22 protein-coding genes and 1 other RNA gene are annotated in these 16,146 nt (G+C 66.8%); 13 read left to right on the forward strand and 10 right to left on the reverse strand.

The window, feature by feature from the left end; genetic code table 11:
- Window positions 1-26 precede the first annotated feature (26 nt).
- From VGN66_RS08770 to VGN66_RS08795, 6 genes are all read left to right on the forward strand, one after another.
- On the forward strand, window positions 27-1,103 hold the full coding sequence (locus VGN66_RS08770; RefSeq protein ID WP_327518583.1) for a cysteine desulfurase family protein: 1,077 nt from the start codon (window positions 27-29) through the stop codon (window positions 1,101-1,103).
- Window positions 1,100-2,194 carry a cysteine desulfurase family protein gene (locus tag VGN66_RS08775; protein WP_327518427.1) on the forward strand — a complete coding sequence of 365 codons (1,095 nt, stop codon included), beginning with the start codon at window positions 1,100-1,102 and terminating at the stop codon, window positions 2,192-2,194. The genes VGN66_RS08770 and VGN66_RS08775 overlap by 4 nt, the downstream gene beginning before the upstream one ends.
- Window positions 2,191-2,526 carry a 2Fe-2S iron-sulfur cluster-binding protein gene (locus VGN66_RS08780; protein WP_327518428.1) on the forward strand — a complete coding sequence of 112 codons (336 nt, stop codon included), beginning with the start codon at window positions 2,191-2,193 and terminating at the stop codon, window positions 2,524-2,526. The genes VGN66_RS08775 and VGN66_RS08780 overlap by 4 nt, the downstream gene beginning before the upstream one ends.
- Before the next feature lie 2 nt (window positions 2,527-2,528).
- Window positions 2,529-3,380 (forward strand): class A beta-lactamase, encoded by an 852-nt coding sequence (gene bla / locus VGN66_RS08785; RefSeq protein WP_327518429.1) that lies wholly within the window; start codon window positions 2,529-2,531, stop codon window positions 3,378-3,380.
- A gap of 70 nt (window positions 3,381-3,450) precedes the next feature.
- The gene (locus tag VGN66_RS08790; RefSeq protein WP_327518430.1) at window positions 3,451-3,720 is read left to right on the forward strand and encodes a ribbon-helix-helix domain-containing protein; all 270 of its coding nucleotides are present in this window, start codon (window positions 3,451-3,453) and stop codon (window positions 3,718-3,720) included.
- Complete coding sequence (locus VGN66_RS08795) at window positions 3,720-4,001, forward strand: type II toxin-antitoxin system RelE/ParE family toxin (RefSeq protein WP_327518584.1); 282 nt, start codon at window positions 3,720-3,722, stop codon at window positions 3,999-4,001. Before VGN66_RS08790 ends, VGN66_RS08795 begins: the two co-directional genes overlap by 1 nt.
- A gap of 4 nt (window positions 4,002-4,005) precedes the next feature.
- Here the strand turns inward: VGN66_RS08795 and VGN66_RS08800 are convergent, their stop codons facing one another.
- Together VGN66_RS08800 and VGN66_RS08805 are read right to left on the reverse strand one after the other, a co-directional pair.
- On the reverse strand, window positions 4,006-4,476 hold the full coding sequence (locus VGN66_RS08800) for a DUF2269 domain-containing protein (RefSeq protein WP_327518431.1): 471 nt from the start codon (window positions 4,474-4,476) through the stop codon (window positions 4,006-4,008).
- Window positions 4,473-5,777: an SDR family oxidoreductase gene (locus VGN66_RS08805; RefSeq protein ID WP_327518432.1), complete on the reverse strand. Its 1,305-nt coding sequence runs from the start codon at window positions 5,775-5,777 to the stop codon at window positions 4,473-4,475. Before VGN66_RS08805 ends, VGN66_RS08800 begins: the two co-directional genes overlap by 4 nt.
- Window positions 5,778-5,821: 44 nt before the next feature.
- Here VGN66_RS08805 and ffs point away from each other — a divergent pair.
- Window positions 5,822-5,920, forward strand: an RNA gene (ffs, locus tag VGN66_RS08810) — signal recognition particle sRNA small type.
- 66 nt (window positions 5,921-5,986) lie between these two features.
- Here ffs and VGN66_RS08815 read toward each other — a convergent pair.
- Window positions 5,987-6,574, reverse strand: a complete 588-nt coding sequence (locus VGN66_RS08815; RefSeq protein ID WP_327518433.1) for a hypothetical protein — start codon at window positions 6,572-6,574, stop codon at window positions 5,987-5,989.
- Window positions 6,575-6,763: 189 nt separating this feature from the next.
- On the opposite strand from VGN66_RS08815, the gene VGN66_RS08820 reads away from it, so the two are divergent.
- The 3 genes from VGN66_RS08820 to VGN66_RS08830 all read left to right on the forward strand — a co-directional run bounded on the left by VGN66_RS08820 (window position 6,764) and on the right by VGN66_RS08830 (window position 9,080).
- Window positions 6,764-8,386: a DNA polymerase III subunit gamma/tau gene (locus VGN66_RS08820; protein ID WP_327518434.1), complete on the forward strand. Its 1,623-nt coding sequence runs from the start codon at window positions 6,764-6,766 to the stop codon at window positions 8,384-8,386.
- Window positions 8,383-8,706 (forward strand): YbaB/EbfC family nucleoid-associated protein, encoded by a 324-nt coding sequence (locus VGN66_RS08825; protein WP_224920576.1) that lies wholly within the window; start codon window positions 8,383-8,385, stop codon window positions 8,704-8,706. The genes VGN66_RS08820 and VGN66_RS08825 overlap by 4 nt, the downstream gene beginning before the upstream one ends.
- A gap of 83 nt (window positions 8,707-8,789) precedes the next feature.
- Entirely contained in the window at window positions 8,790-9,080 is a 291-nt protein-coding gene (locus tag VGN66_RS08830) for a hypothetical protein (RefSeq protein ID WP_327518435.1), read from the forward strand.
- 160 nt (window positions 9,081-9,240) lie between these two features.
- Here the strand turns inward: VGN66_RS08830 and mtgA are convergent, their stop codons facing one another.
- The 3 genes from mtgA to VGN66_RS08845 all read right to left on the reverse strand — a co-directional run bounded on the left by mtgA (window position 9,241) and on the right by VGN66_RS08845 (window position 11,983).
- A complete protein-coding gene (mtgA, locus tag VGN66_RS08835) occupies window positions 9,241-10,029 on the reverse strand; it encodes a monofunctional biosynthetic peptidoglycan transglycosylase (RefSeq protein ID WP_327518436.1) in 789 nt (262 codons plus the stop codon).
- 17 nt (window positions 10,030-10,046) lie between these two features.
- Window positions 10,047-10,952 carry an RNA polymerase sigma factor RpoH gene (gene rpoH, locus VGN66_RS08840; protein WP_224920579.1) on the reverse strand — a complete coding sequence of 302 codons (906 nt, stop codon included), beginning with the start codon at window positions 10,950-10,952 and terminating at the stop codon, window positions 10,047-10,049.
- 83 nt (window positions 10,953-11,035) lie between these two features.
- Window positions 11,036-11,983: an RluA family pseudouridine synthase gene (locus VGN66_RS08845; protein ID WP_327518437.1), complete on the reverse strand. Its 948-nt coding sequence runs from the start codon at window positions 11,981-11,983 to the stop codon at window positions 11,036-11,038.
- Window positions 11,984-12,001: 18 nt separating this feature from the next.
- Between VGN66_RS08845 and VGN66_RS08850 the strand changes: the two genes are divergently transcribed.
- Both VGN66_RS08850 and VGN66_RS08855 read left to right on the forward strand, forming a co-directional pair.
- Window positions 12,002-12,400, forward strand: a complete 399-nt coding sequence (locus VGN66_RS08850) for a M67 family metallopeptidase (protein WP_327518438.1) — start codon at window positions 12,002-12,004, stop codon at window positions 12,398-12,400.
- Window positions 12,401-12,490: 90 nt separating this feature from the next.
- Window positions 12,491-12,637: a lmo0937 family membrane protein gene (locus tag VGN66_RS08855; protein ID WP_327518439.1), complete on the forward strand. Its 147-nt coding sequence runs from the start codon at window positions 12,491-12,493 to the stop codon at window positions 12,635-12,637.
- Window positions 12,638-12,718: 81 nt separating this feature from the next.
- Here VGN66_RS08855 and VGN66_RS08860 read toward each other — a convergent pair whose 3' ends face one another.
- The gene (locus VGN66_RS08860) at window positions 12,719-13,480 is read right to left on the reverse strand and encodes an SDR family oxidoreductase (RefSeq protein ID WP_327518440.1); all 762 of its coding nucleotides are present in this window, start codon (window positions 13,478-13,480) and stop codon (window positions 12,719-12,721) included.
- Window positions 13,481-13,582: 102 nt separating this feature from the next.
- On the opposite strand from VGN66_RS08860, the gene VGN66_RS08865 reads away from it, so the two are divergent.
- Entirely contained in the window at window positions 13,583-13,954 is a 372-nt protein-coding gene (locus tag VGN66_RS08865) for a helix-turn-helix domain-containing protein (RefSeq protein ID WP_327518585.1), read from the forward strand.
- Window positions 13,955-14,058: 104 nt separating this feature from the next.
- Here VGN66_RS08865 and VGN66_RS08870 read toward each other — a convergent pair whose 3' ends face one another.
- The 3 genes from VGN66_RS08870 to VGN66_RS08880 all read right to left on the reverse strand — a co-directional run bounded on the left by VGN66_RS08870 (window position 14,059) and on the right by VGN66_RS08880 (window position 16,049).
- Window positions 14,059-15,336, reverse strand: coding sequence for a serine hydrolase domain-containing protein (locus tag VGN66_RS08870; RefSeq protein ID WP_327518441.1), 1,278 nt, complete (start codon window positions 15,334-15,336; stop codon window positions 14,059-14,061).
- A gap of 94 nt (window positions 15,337-15,430) precedes the next feature.
- Window positions 15,431-15,853 carry a hypothetical protein gene (locus VGN66_RS08875; protein ID WP_327518442.1) on the reverse strand — a complete coding sequence of 141 codons (423 nt, stop codon included), beginning with the start codon at window positions 15,851-15,853 and terminating at the stop codon, window positions 15,431-15,433.
- Window positions 15,846-16,049, reverse strand: coding sequence for a helix-turn-helix transcriptional regulator (locus VGN66_RS08880; RefSeq protein WP_224920586.1), 204 nt, complete (start codon window positions 16,047-16,049; stop codon window positions 15,846-15,848). The genes VGN66_RS08875 and VGN66_RS08880 overlap by 8 nt, the downstream gene beginning before the upstream one ends.
- Window positions 16,050-16,146 lie beyond the last annotated feature (97 nt).

Raw genomic sequence — 16,146 nt, forward strand, 5'->3', positions numbered from 1 at the left:
TTGGAACGATTCCCCTGACCCAGCGCATCTATCTCGACCATGCCGCGACCACGCCGATGCTGCCGCAAGCGCGCGAGGCGATGATCGAAGGAATGCTGCGTTGGGCCAATCCGTCCTCGCCCCATGCCGAGGGGCGCGCGGCGCGGGCGGCGCTGGAGGATGCGCGGGCGCGGATCAAGGCAGCGCTGGGGTGGCAGGGGCAGGTGATCTTTACCAGCGGGGCGAGCGAGGCGCTGGGCATCGCGATGCGGCTGGCCAAGGGCGGGCGGCGCTGGCGGTCGAGTGTCGAGCATGACGCGGTGCTGCGCGCGGCCCCGGATGCGGGCGTGCTGCCGGTCAATGGCGAGTGGGATGTCGACTATAATGCGCTCGCCGATGCGCTGGCGGTGGGCGACCGGCCAGTGATCGCGATCCAGTGGGTCAATCCCGAGACGGGCAAGGTGCAGCCGATCGAGCATTATGCGCCGATGATCGCCGAGGGCGGCGGGGTGATGGTGACCGATGCGTCGCAGATGTTCGCGCTCAACCGCTTTCCGCGCGAGGGCGATCTGATCGTGCTTTCGGCACACAAATTGGGCGGGCCGATCGGTGTCGGGGCGCTGCTGGTCGGCGATCTCGCGTTGCTGGATGCGCCGGGTGGGCAGGAGTTTGGCTATCGCGGGGGGACCGAGAATCTGCCGGGCGTGCTGGGCTTTGCCGCCGCGGTCGAGGCGTGGCAGGCGCGGCGCGTGGGGCTGCCCGACATGGACAGGCATGAAGCGCGGGTCGACATGTTCCGCACGCTCAAATCCTATGGCGGGCAGCAGCTGATGGGATATGGCGAAACGGTGAGCAATATCAGCGCGATCGCCATGCCGGGCCTGAGCGCCGCGGCGCAGCTCGTCCGGTTCGACCTCAAGGGCTTTGCGGTGTCGGCGGGGAGCGCGTGCGCATCGGGGACGCTGAAGCAGAGCCGGGTATTGCAGGCGTTTGGCGTCGATCCCGAGGTCGCGTCGCGGACGATCCGGGTCAGCACCGGGTGGAGCACCACGGCGGAGGAAATCCGCGCCTTTATCGACCAGTGGATCGACATTGCCGCCGATGCCGGGAGCCGCGCGGCATGATCTATCTCGATTATCAGGCGACGACGCCGCTGGCGCCCGAGGCGCGCGCCGCGATGCTGCCGTGGCTGGGCGATGAGTTCGCCAACCCGCATTCGGCGCATGCGGCCGGGCGTAAGGCCAAGGCGGCGGTTGAGGTGGCGCGGGAGCAGGTCGCCGGGCTGATGCCCGCTGGCGGGACGGTGAGTTTCACGAGCGGCGCGACCGAGGCGCTGAACTGGGCGATCAAGGGCAGCAGTGGCGGGATCGTGACGATCGCGACCGAGCATGCTGCGGTGCTGGATACGGTGGCGGCGGAGACACGGCGCGGGCGCGCGGTGACGGTGCTGCCGGTCGGGTCGGACGGGCTGGTCGACCTGAATGCCGCGCGCGCGGCGATCGGGCCGGGGACCGGGCTGGTCGCGGTGATGCTGGTCAATAACGAGATTGGCGTGATCCAGCCGGTCGAGGCGCTGGCCGAGCTGGCCAGGGCAGCGGGCGCGCTGATGCTGACCGACGCGGTGCAGGGGTTCGGGCGGGTGGCGATCCCCGATGGCGTCGATCTGGTCGCGGTGTCGGCGCACAAGGTGCATGGGCCGAAGGGCGTTGGGGCGCTGTGGGTGCGCGATGGCGTGACGCTCGAGCCGCTGTTGCATGGCGGCGGGCAGGAGCCGGGGGGGCGGTCGGGGACATTGTCGCCCGCGCTGTGCGCCGGGTTCGGCGCGGCGGCGGCGTTGGCCAAGCAGCGCTTTGGCGCGGATCGGGCGCATGCGGCGCAGCTGTTCCGCGCGGGGTTTCAGGCGCTGGGCAGCGCGGGCTGGACGCTGAATGGGTCGAAGGATGAGCGCTATCCCGGCAATCTCAACCTGCGCTATCCGGGGCTGGACGTTGCGCGGCTGATGTCCGAGCTTCGCGACATCGCTTTTTCGGCCGGGTCGGCCTGTGCCAGCGGATCGGGTCGGCCGAGCCATGTGTTGCAGGCGCTGGGCCTGAGCGATGCCGAGGCGCGGTCGAGCATCCGGCTGGGCTTTGGCCGCTATACCACTGAGGAGGACTTGTTGGACGCCATCCAGCGCATCGACGCCGCCGCCCGCGCGCAGAGGATCGCGGCATGATCAAGGTGCGGTTCCTGACGCCCGATGGGGCTGTTGCCGCCGAGGCCGAGGCGGCTGCGGGCGACCGGCTGCTTGAGATTGGCCAGGCGCGCGGCATGCCGCTGGAGGGGACGTGCGAGGGGCAGATGGCGTGCTCCACCTGTCACGTCATCGTCGCGGCGGAAGATTTCGCCCGGTTGCCGCGCCCGAGCGAGGAGGAAGAGGATATGCTCGACCTGGCCGTCGGGGCGACGCGGACCAGCCGGCTGTCGTGCCAGATCGTGCTGACGCCGGAACTGGACGGGCTGACGGTCAGCCTGCCTTCAGAACATCGCGATATGCAGGGACGATGATGATGACGACTCGCCGCACCGTAATGATGGGCGCCGCTGCGCTCGCCGCCGCTCCTGCCTTTGCGCAGAAGGTCGGGCCGTTCGACCGCATTCGGGCTGAAACCGGCGGACGGCTGGGGCTGGCGGTGTATGATAGCGGCACCGGTCGGCGCTATTCGGACGGGGCCGAGGCGCGGTTTGCGATGTGCTCGACGTTCAAGGTGCCGCTCGTCGCGGCGGTGCTGGCGCGCGTCGATCGGGGTGAGTTGAACCTCGCCAGCGAAATCCGGTTCGGCGAGGCCGATCTGCTCGATTATGCGCCGGTTGTGAAGGCGAACCTGGCCAAGGGCGCGATGTCGATCGACGCGCTGTGTGAGGCTGCGGTGGTGATGAGCGACAACAGCGCCGCGAACCTGTTGTTCGGGCAGGTTTCGGGACCGCGCGGGCTGACCAAGTTTATCCGCGACGCGGGCGACCAGCTCACCCGATCGGACCGTGACGAGCCGTCGCTGAATAACGTCCGCAATGGCGAGGTGCGCGATACGACCACGCCCGACGCGATGCTGTGGCTGATGAACCGGTTGCTGCTGGGCGATGTGCTGTCGGCGGCGTCGCGCGCGAAGCTGATCGGGTGGATGGAAGCGTCGCCCACCGGCAAGGACCGGCTGCGCGCCGGGCTGCCCAAGGACTGGCGCGTCGGCGACAAGACCGGCACGAGCGGCGAGGGCTATTTCAACACGATCGCGATCGCAACGCCGCCGGCGCGCAAGCCGATCCTGATCGCCTTCTACCTCGATGCGCCGGGACTGGAGTCTGCGAAGGCGAATGCGGCGCATGCGAAGGTGGGGGAGCTGGTCGGGGCGTTGTTCGGGTGATTGGTCCGATATGGGTGGAAATGGGTCCGATCCGGTTGACAAGCTGACCGCCAGAACTGACATTTCACCGATGGCGACGCTGACAGTCTTCCTCCCCGACGATCTGCGTGAGGTGATCGAGGCGCGGGTCGCGGCCGGGCTCTACAAGGATGCGGAGACCTATGTTCGCGATCTCATCCGCGCGGATTTGACAGGCGACGATTGGGTGACGCCCGAGTTGATCGCTGCGCTGGAGGGAGGCGAGGCGAGCGGCTTTGTCGAGTTCGATTTCGAAGCGTTCAAGCGCGAGATGCGCGAGACTCATCTGAACGAGACGAGGTCGCAATTCCGCTCAGACTGATCGTTTCGCGACGCGCCCATCGCGATCTGGCGGAGATATGGCGATTTGGTGCGCGCGAATGGGGCAGTGAGCAGGCATTCGCCTATGCCGAAATGATCAACGCGGCGTTTGAGTTGTTGCGCGAGCGGCCGGAGATTGGTTCGGGGCGCATTGTTGGTGCCCGTGAGGTGCGGCGCTGGGTGGTCGGTCGGCACGCGATTTTGTTCTACAAGCGCGGTACTGACCTGCATGTCGTGCGCGTCCTCCATACGGCGATGGACGAACCCCGCCACCTCGCCTGACCGCTCACCATAATTGCGGCTTGGCGACCATCAGCCAGAAGACGGCGGTGAGGCCGAGGAAGGCGGGCCAGCCGAGGATGAACCAGAGCCGCATCGCGCGGTGATAATCGGGGCCGAGCGGCTGGCCGCTGGCGAGCGCGGCGCGGGCGAGGTTGCGGGCGCGGATCTGGAGGCCGACAACGGGCACCCAGCAGGCGAAGGCGATCAGATAGAGCGCGACACTGGCCAGCACCCAGCTTTCGGTCAGCGAGATGCCGAGCAGGTGGAGCAGAATCAGGCCGCTCACCGGCTGGACCACGCCGCTGGTGCCGGTGAAGATACAGTCGGCGCGCACCACCATCTTGCCGACGCTGGCGATCGTCGCGGGATCGCCGCTGCGGTGTGCGTTCCACAGATACCAGGCGGTGCCTGCGCCAAAGCCGAACAGGACGGTGGAACTCAGGATATGCACCCATTTGACCAGCAGATAGGTCATCGCCGGTCTCCGATCGCGCCATGGACAAGGATCAGCAGCAGGATCGGGATGTTCTTGAGCAACGGCCCGAGCGGATCGGCCCATAGCGACGGCAGGCCGAGGGTCAGCACGAGCGTGTAGCCGGTGACGACCGCGAGCTGGGCTGCGGTGGCGGTGCGTGCGGTGCGGTCGCGGATCACGAGCGCGGCGATGGCGAGGTCGAGCAGGGCGGTGCCGATCTGGAGCGGGAGCGCTGCACCCTCGGGCGCTCCGATCGCGGCGAGCCATTCGAGCGTTTGTGCGCGGCCCGCAAACAGGCCGAGCAGCGCCGAGGCGAGCCACAGCAGCGCGAGGCCCCAGCGGATCGCGGGGGCGAGGAAGAAGAGGCGCGCGTGCCAGCGATCCTGCACCCCGGCGGCGCGGTCGCGCATCGCTTGCGCGACGCTGCGCGGGCGGAAGCCGACCGCCTGGGCGAAAGCGGTGCCGTCGGCGGCGTTGCCCGCGACGAGCTGGGTCAGGCTGTTGGTCGAGATCGGGCCGGACCCGGCAAGGTCGCCGATCCGGCCGAGCGCGCGCATCACCGGCATCGGCACGCGGACGAAGCGGCTGGGGCCGAGGCCGAGCCAGCTGCGGTAGCGCGTCATCAACTCGCGCAGGGTGAGCGTTTCCGGGCCAGCGGGCTCGAAGCTCTGGCCGACGAACCACAAATCCTCGCAGGCGAGGCGGACCGAGCGGGCGAGATCGTCGGCATGGATCGGGGAGAAGGTGAAGTCGCCATCGCCCGCGAGCGGCTGGGCAAAGGGCAGGGCGGCGAGGCCGCGCAGTAGCGAGGTGCCGCCATAGCTGCTTTCCGCAATTACCAGCGAGGGGCGGAAGATGGTCCAGCGCAGCCCCGAGTCGCGCAATGCCGCTTCGCCCGCGAGTTTGGTCGCGGCGTAATCGGTCGCGACATCAGGCCGCGCGCTGACGGCGGAGATCAGGACGACGCGGCGCACCTCGACGCGCTTGCATGCGGCGTGGAGCGCGCGCGGCATGTCGACATGCACAGCCTGCATCTCCGGGCCGCGTAGCACCCCGGCGGCGTTGACCACGCAGTCGATCCCGGACAGGTGCGCGCGCCAGTCCTCCGGATCGGTGGCGCGGGCGAGGTCGATGGCGACCCACTCCGCGCCCGGCTCCGCCTCGCGCAGCCGCGCGACATCGCGCGCGACGGCGCGGACCTGATGGCCGCTCGCCAGTAGTTCGGACAGGATATGCCGGCCGATGAACCCCCCGGCGCCCAGCAATAAAATGCGCATCGCGCAGCGGCTTAGCAGCGACATGCGGCGGAGTCATTGCAATCGCGCGACAGTCGGCCTATCTGCGCCGCGGGAGTCGGGCGGACGATGCCGTCGCCAACCCGGTCAGATCCGGAAGGAAGCAGCCGTAACGATTTTCGTGTCGGGTCGTCCCGGCTCCCACCTTCACTCCAGCGTGACAGCCAATTAGGCGCATCGTCTCGAGCAGGCTCGAGTGAACTGAAGTGACAGCGCTACGGCGCGTCGATGGGCGGGGGGACGGCGCCTGGACCGAAGCGGGCGTAATCCTGCAGTAGCAAGCAGGCGACATAGACGAGCAGCGCGATGGCGGTGATCCAAAAGGCCACGAAAGGGCTGATCGCTGCCGAAAAGGCCAGCGCCAACCCCACCACTGCCAGCGCCGAAAGACCCGCAAACCACGATCCCAGCGCCGAGCGTTCGCCGAAAAAGAACCAGCGCAGCGGGGGCAAGACGAACAGGGCGATCATCAAAAGGAGCGCTCCGCCGTCCGGCGGCGCCTGATCCCCTGGAGCCGGGCCGCCATAGCCCAAGCGGGAAAATGCGCTGATCAGCACGATCAGTTCGGCGGCATCGAACAACCAGAATAGGCGATCGGTTCGCGCAGCATGGGTCCGGGCGAATTGCAGCGCACAATAGACTGCCAGCAGTACGCCCCAAGGCGGAGTGTCGCTGCCCCACCATGACCATGGCCAGCCGGGCGGAGATTGCCAGATCGCGAAGATGAAGGCTCCGAGAAAGGCGGGATACAGCAGCTGGAAGATGAGTTGCTGTCCCAGCCCCGGCGTCGCGCTGTCTTTCATGGCGGCCCCCCGAATCCATGTCGCGGCGTGGAGCGTACCTGAATCGCGGGGAGGGTGCCAGATTGTCGCGCCAGCGCGGACTCGTGGCCTAGCGGGCGGAAGCCGCCGTAACGATTTTCGTTCCCGGTCGTTCTGGCGCGGACCTTCCCTACATGACGCGCGCCGCATGACCCGCTAGGGTCCTTCGCAATGTCCGATTCATTCCTTGGCCTCGACGAACCGCCTCAGCCGCGGGACAGCGTGTATCGCGTGCTTGCGCGTAAATATCGCCCGCAGACCTTTGCCCAGCTGATCGGGCAGGATGCGATGGTGCAGACGCTGGGGAACGCGATCAAACGCGACCGGCTGGCGCATGCGTTCCTGCTGACCGGGGTGCGCGGGGTCGGCAAAACTTCGACTGCGCGGTTGATCGCCAAGGCGCTCAACTGCATCGGTCCGGACGGGCAGGGCGGGCCGACGATCGATCCGTGCGGGGTGTGCGAACCGTGCCGCGCGATTGCCGAGGGGCGGCATATCGATGTGATCGAGATGGACGCCGCCAGCCATACCGGCGTCGACGATGTCCGCGAGATCATCGATGCCTCGCGCTATTCTGCGGTGAGCGCGCGGTACAAGATCTACATCATCGACGAAGTGCACATGCTGTCGAAGAACGCGTTCAACGCGTTGCTCAAGACGCTGGAAGAGCCGCCGGGGCATGTGAAGTTCCTGTTCGCGACGACCGAGGTGCAGAAGGTGCCGGTGACGGTGCTGTCGCGCTGTCAGCGGTTCGACCTGCGGCGGATTCCAGCGGACAAGCTCGCCGCGCATTTCGGTGAGGTGGTCGACAAGGAAGGCGCGCAGGCCGAGCCCGAGGCGCTGGCGATGATCGCGCGCGCGGCAGAAGGGTCGGCGCGTGATGGCCTGTCGATCCTCGACCAGGCGATTGCGCATGCCGGGATGGAGGGCGGGGCGGTCACTGCCGATGCGGTGCGCGACATGCTCGGCCTGTCCGACCGCAATGCGATCCGCGACCTGTTCGGGCTGGTGATCGCGGGCGATGCGGCGGGCGCGCTGGCGGCGCTGCGCGGGCAATATGATCTGGGCGTCGATCCGCAGGCGGTGCTGAAGTCGCTGCTGGAGACGGTGCATCGCGTGACGCTCGCGAAGCTGGGGAACGAAGTGATCCCCGGGCAGGCGGCCGAGGAGAGCGCGTCGCTGGGTGAATGGGCGGGCAAGCTCGGCTTTCCGGCGCTTCACCGGCTGTGGCAATTGCTGCTGAAGGGGCATGACGAGGTGATCCGCGCCGCGCTGCCGATCGAGGCGTGCGAGATGGCGCTGTTGCGGGTGATCCACGCCTCGAGCCTGCCCGATCCGGGTGAGCTGGCGCGCAAGATTGCCGAGGGTGCGCCGATGGGCGGGCCGGCACCGGCCGCAGCCCCGAGCGCACCGGCCGAGGCACCCGCGCCGCGCAACATGGCCGAACTGGTCGAGCGGCTGGCGGACGCGCATGAGGTGCATCTGGCGGCGCGCGTGCGGAACCTTGTCCGCCTGATCCGGTTGGAAGAGCCGGTGGTCGAGGTCAGCAGTCACGGCATCCCGGCAGATCTGGTCCATGATTTCGAAAACGCGTTGCGGCGCGTGCTCGGCAAACGCTGGTCGTTGCGCGTCGTCGATGCGCCGGGCCAGCAGACGTTGAACGAGGAGCGTGCGGCGCTGGAGGCGGCGGAGCGCGATGCCGTGCTTGCCTCGCCGGTGGTTGCCGCCGCGCTCGAAGCCTTTCCAGCCGCCGAGCTGATCGGCTGGACCCGCGAAAACAGGAGGTTTGGGTGAAGAGTATCGAAGACATCATGGCGATGGCGCAGAACGTCCAGAACGAGCTGACCAAGGCGCAGGCGAACCTCGACGGGATCGAGGTCGAGGGCGCGTCGGGCGGCGGGCTGGTCAAGGTCAAGGCGAGCGCCAAGGGGCGGATCATCGGCGTCGATATCGACGAATCGCTGCTGGCACCGTCGGAAAAGCAGATGCTGGAAGACCTGGTCGCCGCCGCGCTCAACGATGCGCGGGCGAAGGCGGACGCGGCGGCGTCGGCGGAAATGTCGAAGCTGTCGAGCGGCATTCCGCTGCCTCCGGGGTTCAAGCTGCCGTTCTGAGGGTTTCCCTGAACATTTCACAACGGGAACAATGGCTTTGCTCACGGCGTTGGGCGGCCAATGTTCCTGTTGGGAGATGAGAGATGACTGAAGAACGGATTGTCGAGCGCACCGATGGTATGACTGCCGAGCGCGTGACCGAGCGCAACGCTGGCGGCGGCACGACAGTGATTGAGAGGCGCGGTGGTGGCGGCGGGTTGATCCTCGGGATCATCGCGCTGGTGATCGTGGTCGTCGGCGCCTTTTACTTCCTCAGCAACAATTCCGAGACGCGCAAGGACGCGGCGATCACCGAAGCGGCGCAGGCCGTGGGCGAAACCGCCGAGAAGGCCGGCGACGCGATCGAAAAGGCAGTTCCCGCCGAAAAGAAATAAGACCCGCTCGCCCTCCTATTGTGTAGGAGGGGCGTAGGGAGGGCATGTCGGGTCGACTGACGTTTGCCACTTCGGCGACCCGTCATGCCCTCTCCCTAGAGTCTTTTGGGCCCGCAGACGCGCGCACCCACCCCGACCCCTCCCTTTCAGGGAGGGGAGTTTAGCGCAGACAGGCGTCGAGGCCCTCGCGCTGGACCACGCCGATACGCGCGGCGATCGAATTGCCATAGCGGCGGGTGAAGCCCTTGGGCGCGGTGGCCGCCCGCTTCTTGGGCAGCGGCAGGACAGCGGCGATGCGCGCTGCCTCAGCACGGGTCAGGTTGCCGGCGCCCTTCTTGAAATAGCGACGCGCACCCGCTTCGGTGCCGTAGGTGCCGATGCCGGTTTCGGCGACGTTGAGGTAAACTTCCATGATGCGGCGCTTGCCCCAGATATTCTCGATCAGGACGGTGAACCACGCTTCCAGCGCTTTGCGGAAATAGCCGCCGCCCTGCCACAGGAAGACGTTCTTCGCGGTCTGTTGGCTGATCGTCGACCCGCCGCGCAGCACTTTCCCGCCCTGAGCGTTGCGCAGCATCGCCGCGGCCATCGAGTCATAGTCGAAGCCCGAATGGGTGCAGAAGCTGCTGTCCTCGGCGGCGATCGCGGCGCGGGCCATGTCGGCGTCGATGCGCGAGAGCGGTACCCATTTCTTGGTCACGCCATGGCCGGTGAAGATGTCGCCCATCATGGTCAGCGTGAAGGGCGGGGGGACGAAGCGGTAGAGCGTCACCATCGCCACCGACACCAGCACGAATGCGAGCGCGCCCTTGAACAGCCAGCCAAGGATGCGGCGGCCGATCGGCTTGCGGGGCTTTTTGGGCTTCACGGGCTGGATGCCGATTCCGTCGAGATGGCCAAGGTCGGGGAGCGGGCGCGCGCCGCCCATTGCGTCGGTGGTGTCGTCCATCCGCCCCCGACCGCGACTTACATCGCGGGGAGGAGGCGGCGGTCGCCGGCCAGGCGCATCATCGCCTTTTGCAGCTTTTCGAACGCGCGCACCTCGATCTGGCGGACGCGTTCGCGGCTGACGCCATAGACCTGCGACAGCTCTTCGAGCGTCTTGGGATCGTCGGTCAGGCGGCGTTCGGTGAGGATGTGCTTCTCCCGCTCGTTCAGCTCGTCCATCGCATCGACCAGCATCGAGTGGCGGACATCGGCTTCCTGCGCTTCGGCAACGACCTCGTCTTGCAGGGCGCTATCGTCCTGCAGCCAGTCCTGCCACTGGCTCTCGCCATCTTCGCGCATCGGCACGTTGAGCGACGTGTCGCCGCCCATCGCCATACGGCGGTTCATCGACGTGACCTCTTCCTCGGTCACGCCGAGATCGGTGGCGATCTTGGCCAGATCCTCGGGCTTGAGGTCGCCGTCCTCGAACGCGTCGAGCTTGGCCTTCATCCGGCGCAGGTTGAAGAACAGCTTCTTCTGCGCGGCGGTGGTGCCCATCTTCACGAGGCTCCACGAGCGCAGGATGAATTCCTGGATCGAGGCGCGGATCCACCACATCGCATAGGTGGCGAGGCGGAAGCCGCGATCGGGCTCGAACTTCTTCACACCCTGCATCAGGCCGATATTGCCTTCGGAAATCAGTTCGCTGACCGGCAGGCCATAGCCGCGATAGCCCATCGCGATCTTCGCCACGAGGCGCAGATGCGAGGTGACCAGCTGCGCGGCCGCTTCGGGGTCGCCATGCTCCTGAAAGCGCTTCGCGAGCATATATTCCTGCTCGGGCGCGAGGATCGGGAACTTCTTGATCTCCGCCAGATAGCGGTTGAGGCTTGCCTCACCGCCGAGGGCTGGGATCGTCGCCGGGACATTGCTTCCGCGGGCCATGGTCACTTACTCCCTTTAATTGGGCTTCCCCCCTTTATAGGCGAGGACGCCGGTCGACCCTCCATTTGGACGAGTCAGAATTACTATACGATGAGGTTAGCCATCAGTTCCTGCATGTCCGCCGGCATTTCGCTATCGAACGCCAAAGCGTGACTATGGATAGGATGGATGAACCCCAACCGGGCGGCGTGCAAGGCCTGGCGGTCGAAACCCAAGGTTTCCAGCACGTCCCGGTGTTCTTTTTTCGTTCTACCATAAACCGGGTCGCCGAGCAACGGGTGACCGAGCGACGCCATGTGCACGCGCACCTGATGCGTGCGGCCGGTTTCGAGGCGGCATTCGACCAGAGCTGCCTCGTACAGCGGCTTTACGAGCGTCCAGTGGGTGACCGCGCGCTTGCCACCCGGCTGGATGGCGATCTTTTTGCGGTTTTGGGGTGAGCGCGCAAGTGGTGCATCTACGGATCCGCCTGACGTTTTCGGTCGGCCCGAGACGATCGCCTGATAGCGGCGGTCGATCGAGTGATCCTTGAACTGGCGGGCAAGGCCGACATGCGCGCGATCGGTCTTGGCCGCGACCATCAGGCCCGACGTGTCCTTGTCGATGCGGTGGACAATGCCCGGTCGCGCGACGCCGCCGATGCCCGACAGGCTGCCCCGGCAATGGTGGAGCAGGGCATTGACCAGCGTGCCGTCGAAATTGCCCGCGGCGGGGTGGACGACCAGCCCGGCCTGCTTGTCGATCACGATCAGATGTTCATCCTCAAACACCACGTTGAGCGCGATGTCCTGCGCCTCGTTATGCGCGGGTTCGGGTTCGGGGACGTTTAGCGTGAATAGCGCCCCGCCGGGCGCCTTTTTCTTGGGATCGCGGATCAGGCCGTCGGGGCCGGTGACGTTGCCGGTGGAGATGAGCGCCTTGATCCGCTCACGCGACAGCGTGGGGAGCGCATCCGCCAAAGCCCGGTCGAGCCGCCAGCCATCTGCTGCATCCGCGATCCGCGCTTCGAGTGTGGAAACCCCCCGGTTCATTGCTGTAGGGAAATGGGAATGGCTTTACGGATTTCAAGCTGTGTTATCGCGCTAATCCAGCGTGCTGCGGCCGACGCGGCGCCGCTGGAGGCGTGCGGGCTGTTGTTCGGTGCCGATGGGGTCGAGCGGGCGAGCGTGGAGGCGAATGTTGCGGACGATCCAGCGCGGCGGTTCGAGATCGATCCGGGCGCGCTGATCGCGGCGTTGCGGGCCGAGCGCGGGGGCGGGGAGCGGGTCATTGGCTATTGGCACTCGCATCCTTCGGGCGACTCAACACCATCGACTACGGACGCAGCGATGGCGGCGGCGGACGGGAAGCTGTGGGTGATCGTCGCGGGGGACGCGGTAACGGCGTGGCGCGCAGGCGCGCGCGGGTTGCATGGGCGGTTTGAGCGGGTGGAGGTGGAATCAAGCTGACGAAACGCCGCTTCGGACCCGCCAGCGCGGGTCTCGCGGAACGTTTCGGCTCCGACCTGGTTATTCCCTTGAACCAAAAGGGGAATCAACATGCTTTGGACAATCGCCGTCATCCTGCTGATCCTGTGGTTGCTGGGCTTTTCGCTCAACGTGGCCGGAGGTCTGATCCATCTCATCCTCGTCGTCGCGCTGGTTGTCGTGGTCGTGCAGTTCCTGCGGGGACGCCGCGGAGTTTGACGAGCGCGTTCCAACATGTGGAGCGCGCGCAAGCCGCTTGAGGAAGCCCGGCCCCGGCTCAAGGCCGGGGCGACGGGGTGATCAATGCTGCGCGCCCTTCACCATCGCAGTGAGTTGCTCGAGCGTTGCGTCGAAGCGGCCTTCGGCCTCGGCGTTGCGCAGCGGCCGCACGCGCTCGACCAGCACTTCCTTTGGCGTCGGGTTTTGCCCAAACAGCGCCATTACCTCGTCAGCAAAATCGTCGAGCGGCTGATAGGCGGCACGTTCGCGCTGGCCGGGGGTGAGGTCGGTCTGGACGGCGGGCGGGGCGAGTTCGATGACTTCCACCGATCCCGCCAGCGCGTCGCGGAGTGAGAGGGTGTAGCTGTGGATCGCCGCCTTGGTCGCGCTGTAGGTTGCGGCGATGACCAGGGGCACGAAGGCGAGGCCGGAGGTGACGTTGACGATTGCCGCGTCGTCCTGCGCCTTCAGATGATCGACCAGAGCGTTGGTCAGGCGGATTGGGCCGAGCAAGTTGGTGGTGATCGTCGCCTCGGCATCGGTCAGGTCGCGGCGGGCGGACAGATCCTCGTAGCGCATGACGCCGGCATTGTTGATGACGACATTGAGCGCCGGGTGCGCCGCGATCAGGTCGGCGGCGAAGGTGTCGATTGTCTCGGCAATGTCGATGTCGAGCTTCATGGCGTGCATGTTCGCGCGACCGGCGATCGCGGCGTCGAGCGCGTCGCGGCGGCGGCCGGCGACGATCACGGTGTTGCCCGCGTCGTGCAGGCGATGGGCGAGCGCCTCGCCGATGCCCGATCCGCCGCCAGTGATGAGGATGGTGTTGCCGGACTGTTTCATCTGCGTCTCCATGGGATGTGGTGACGGGGATTTAGGCGCGCGCTATCGTATCGAAAGAAGGCACCCGAAAGAATTATACTTACCGAAAAGAGAGTGTGGGCGATGGGCAATGGCGAGTGGCATGCGAGCGATCCGCGGGTCGATGCGCTGGTCTATGACCTGATCGGCGCGGTCGCCGATAAATGGTCGATGATCCTGCTCGAGACGCTGGATGAGCGCGGCGAGCTGCGGTTCACGCAGCTGTCGAGGGCGATTCCGGGGATCAGCCAGAAGATGCTGACGCAGACGCTGCGGCGGATGGAGCGCGATGGGTTCGTGACGCGGACAGTGCATGCAGTGGTGCCGCCGCGCGTGGACTATCGGCTGACCCCGCTCGGCGAGAGTCTGGGCGAGGCGTTTTGCGGGGTGTGGCACTGGGCTGAGGCGAACCTCGACGCGGTGGCCAAGGCGCGCGAGGGGTTTGACGGGCGGTAGGGGTGTCCCCGACTCCGTTTGCCCTGAGCCTGTCGAAGGGCTTTGTCCCACCGCTGTCGGGGCAGGTGCTTCGACAGGCTCAGCACAAATGGATGTGGGGGGACTCAATCCCCCTTCGGTCCCAGATAGTCCGCGCCGTACACCGCCTTGCGGATGTCGGTGTGGAGCGTGGTGTCGAACGGGAAGGTCTGGACGAAGAACACCACCGCCATATTGTTGGCCGGATCGACCCAGAACAATGTCGTCGCCGCGCCGTCCCAGAAGAATTCGCCGACTGCGCCGCGGTTGCGATCCGGCGTCGCGGGGCGGGCGGTGCGGACGGCGAAGTTGACGCCGAAGCCGCCGTCGATCTTGCCCATCAGCCATTCGCGTTCCTTGATCGCGGGGTCGAGGTGATCGGTCGCCATCAGGCGGATCGTCGCGGGCTTGAGCAGGCGCGCGCCGTCCAGCTCGCCGCCGTTCAGCAGCATCCGGGCAAAGCGCATATAATCGTCGATCGGCGCGACGATGCCGGCGCCGCCCATGGTCAGCGGCACGCCGGGGAAGTTGCGCTCGCGCATCGCCGCCTCTGGCTGGCGGGTCATGCCGGTCGGCCCCTTCACATAGGTGGCGGCAAAGCGGGGGAGGCGGTCCATCGGCTGGTGCCAGCCGGCCTCGCGCATCTTGAGCGGGTCGAAGATGTGCTTCTGGACATAGTCGGTGAACTTCATGCCCGACAGGCGCTCGACCAGCAGCGCCTGGACGTCGACCGCGACGCTGTAATGCCATTCGGTGCCGGGTTCGGAGAGCAGGGGCACCTTGGCCAGACGGCGACCGAATTCCGCCAGCGTATTCTGCGGGTTGAGCGGGTCGGCGGCCGCGAACGCCTTGTGTGCCGCGGTCGGGCCGTCGCCATAGGCGAAACCGGCGGTGTGGCGCAGCACGTCGCGGATCGTGATCGGACGGCTGGCAGCGCGCCATAGCGGCTTGCCATCGGGGCCGGTGCCGTCCTGAACCTGCATATTGGCGAAATCGGGCAGGTAGCGGGCGAGCGGATCGTCGAGGCGGAACTTGCCCTGTTCCCACAGCTGCATGAGGGCGACGCCGGTCACCGGCTTGGTCATCGAATAAATCTGCACCAGCGTGTCGCGGGCGAAGGGGCGGGCAGCCTCACGATCCGCGACGCCACGCGCGGCGAAATGGACCTCGCGCCCGTCCTTCCACACCAGCACCGAGCCGCCGACCGCGCGGCCATCGGCGACCATCTTCGCCAGCATCGCGTCGATCCGCTTGGTGTCGAGCTTGACCGCGTCGGCGGGGGCCGCGCGGGTCTGGGCGAGTGCGGGGGCGATGGGTGCCGCCAGTGCCAGAGCCGTCAACGCTGTCAGTGCAAAGCGGTACATGCGATCCCCTCCATGAATTTTGCCGCACGCTAGCCGGGTGCGCCGCGCGACGAAAGGGGCGTCGCGCGGCGCACATGCCGAAATGCGGGAAACCTCAGCCGCGCCGACGCCAGAGCCAGGTGCCGATCGCGGCGACGACTGCGAGCGCCCAGGGCAGGTCGAACGATAGCGTCTGGCCGAACATGGGGGCGATGACTTCCGCGACCGGCGGCACCACCAACGCGACCAGGCCTGCGGCAGCGAGGCAGAGCGTGGCGGTCGCACGGTGATATTCGTCGGCCGCGCGCCAACTGCTCCACAGATAGGCCAGGATCAACGCCGCAACACCCAGCATCAGCGCCGAGCGGATCGGCAACGGCATCCCGTCGCCCGCCGCGCCGCGAATGCCGTCGGCCACCCCGATCGCGAACGGGATCGCGATCAGCAGCGCGACCACCCCGATCGTCAGCCACCGATTGCGACGCCTGCTACGATCCGCGCGCGCCGCATGTTGTTGCTCACCCCAGCGTTCAGTCATCGTCATTCCCGTCATTGAAGATTTCCCCGATTGGCTGTCCGAACAGACGCGCGAGCCGGAATGCGAGCGAGAGCGAGGGATCGTGCTTGCCGGTCTCGATCGCGTTGATCGCCTGACGCGACACGTCGATCCGCCCGGCAAGCTCGGCCTGGCTCCAGTCGCGTTCGGCGCGCAGCACTTTCAACCTGTTCCGCACGCCGCCCGCTTTGCTGTTCAAAAGACACGACCCGGTGTCAGGTCTTCCTTACATATTGCGCCAAAGAATCGGCTTGTCAATAAAACCTGACATTTTG

Source organism: Sphingomonas sp. (assembly GCF_035998645.1).
Classification (GTDB): domain Bacteria; phylum Pseudomonadota; class Alphaproteobacteria; order Sphingomonadales; family Sphingomonadaceae; genus Sphingomonas.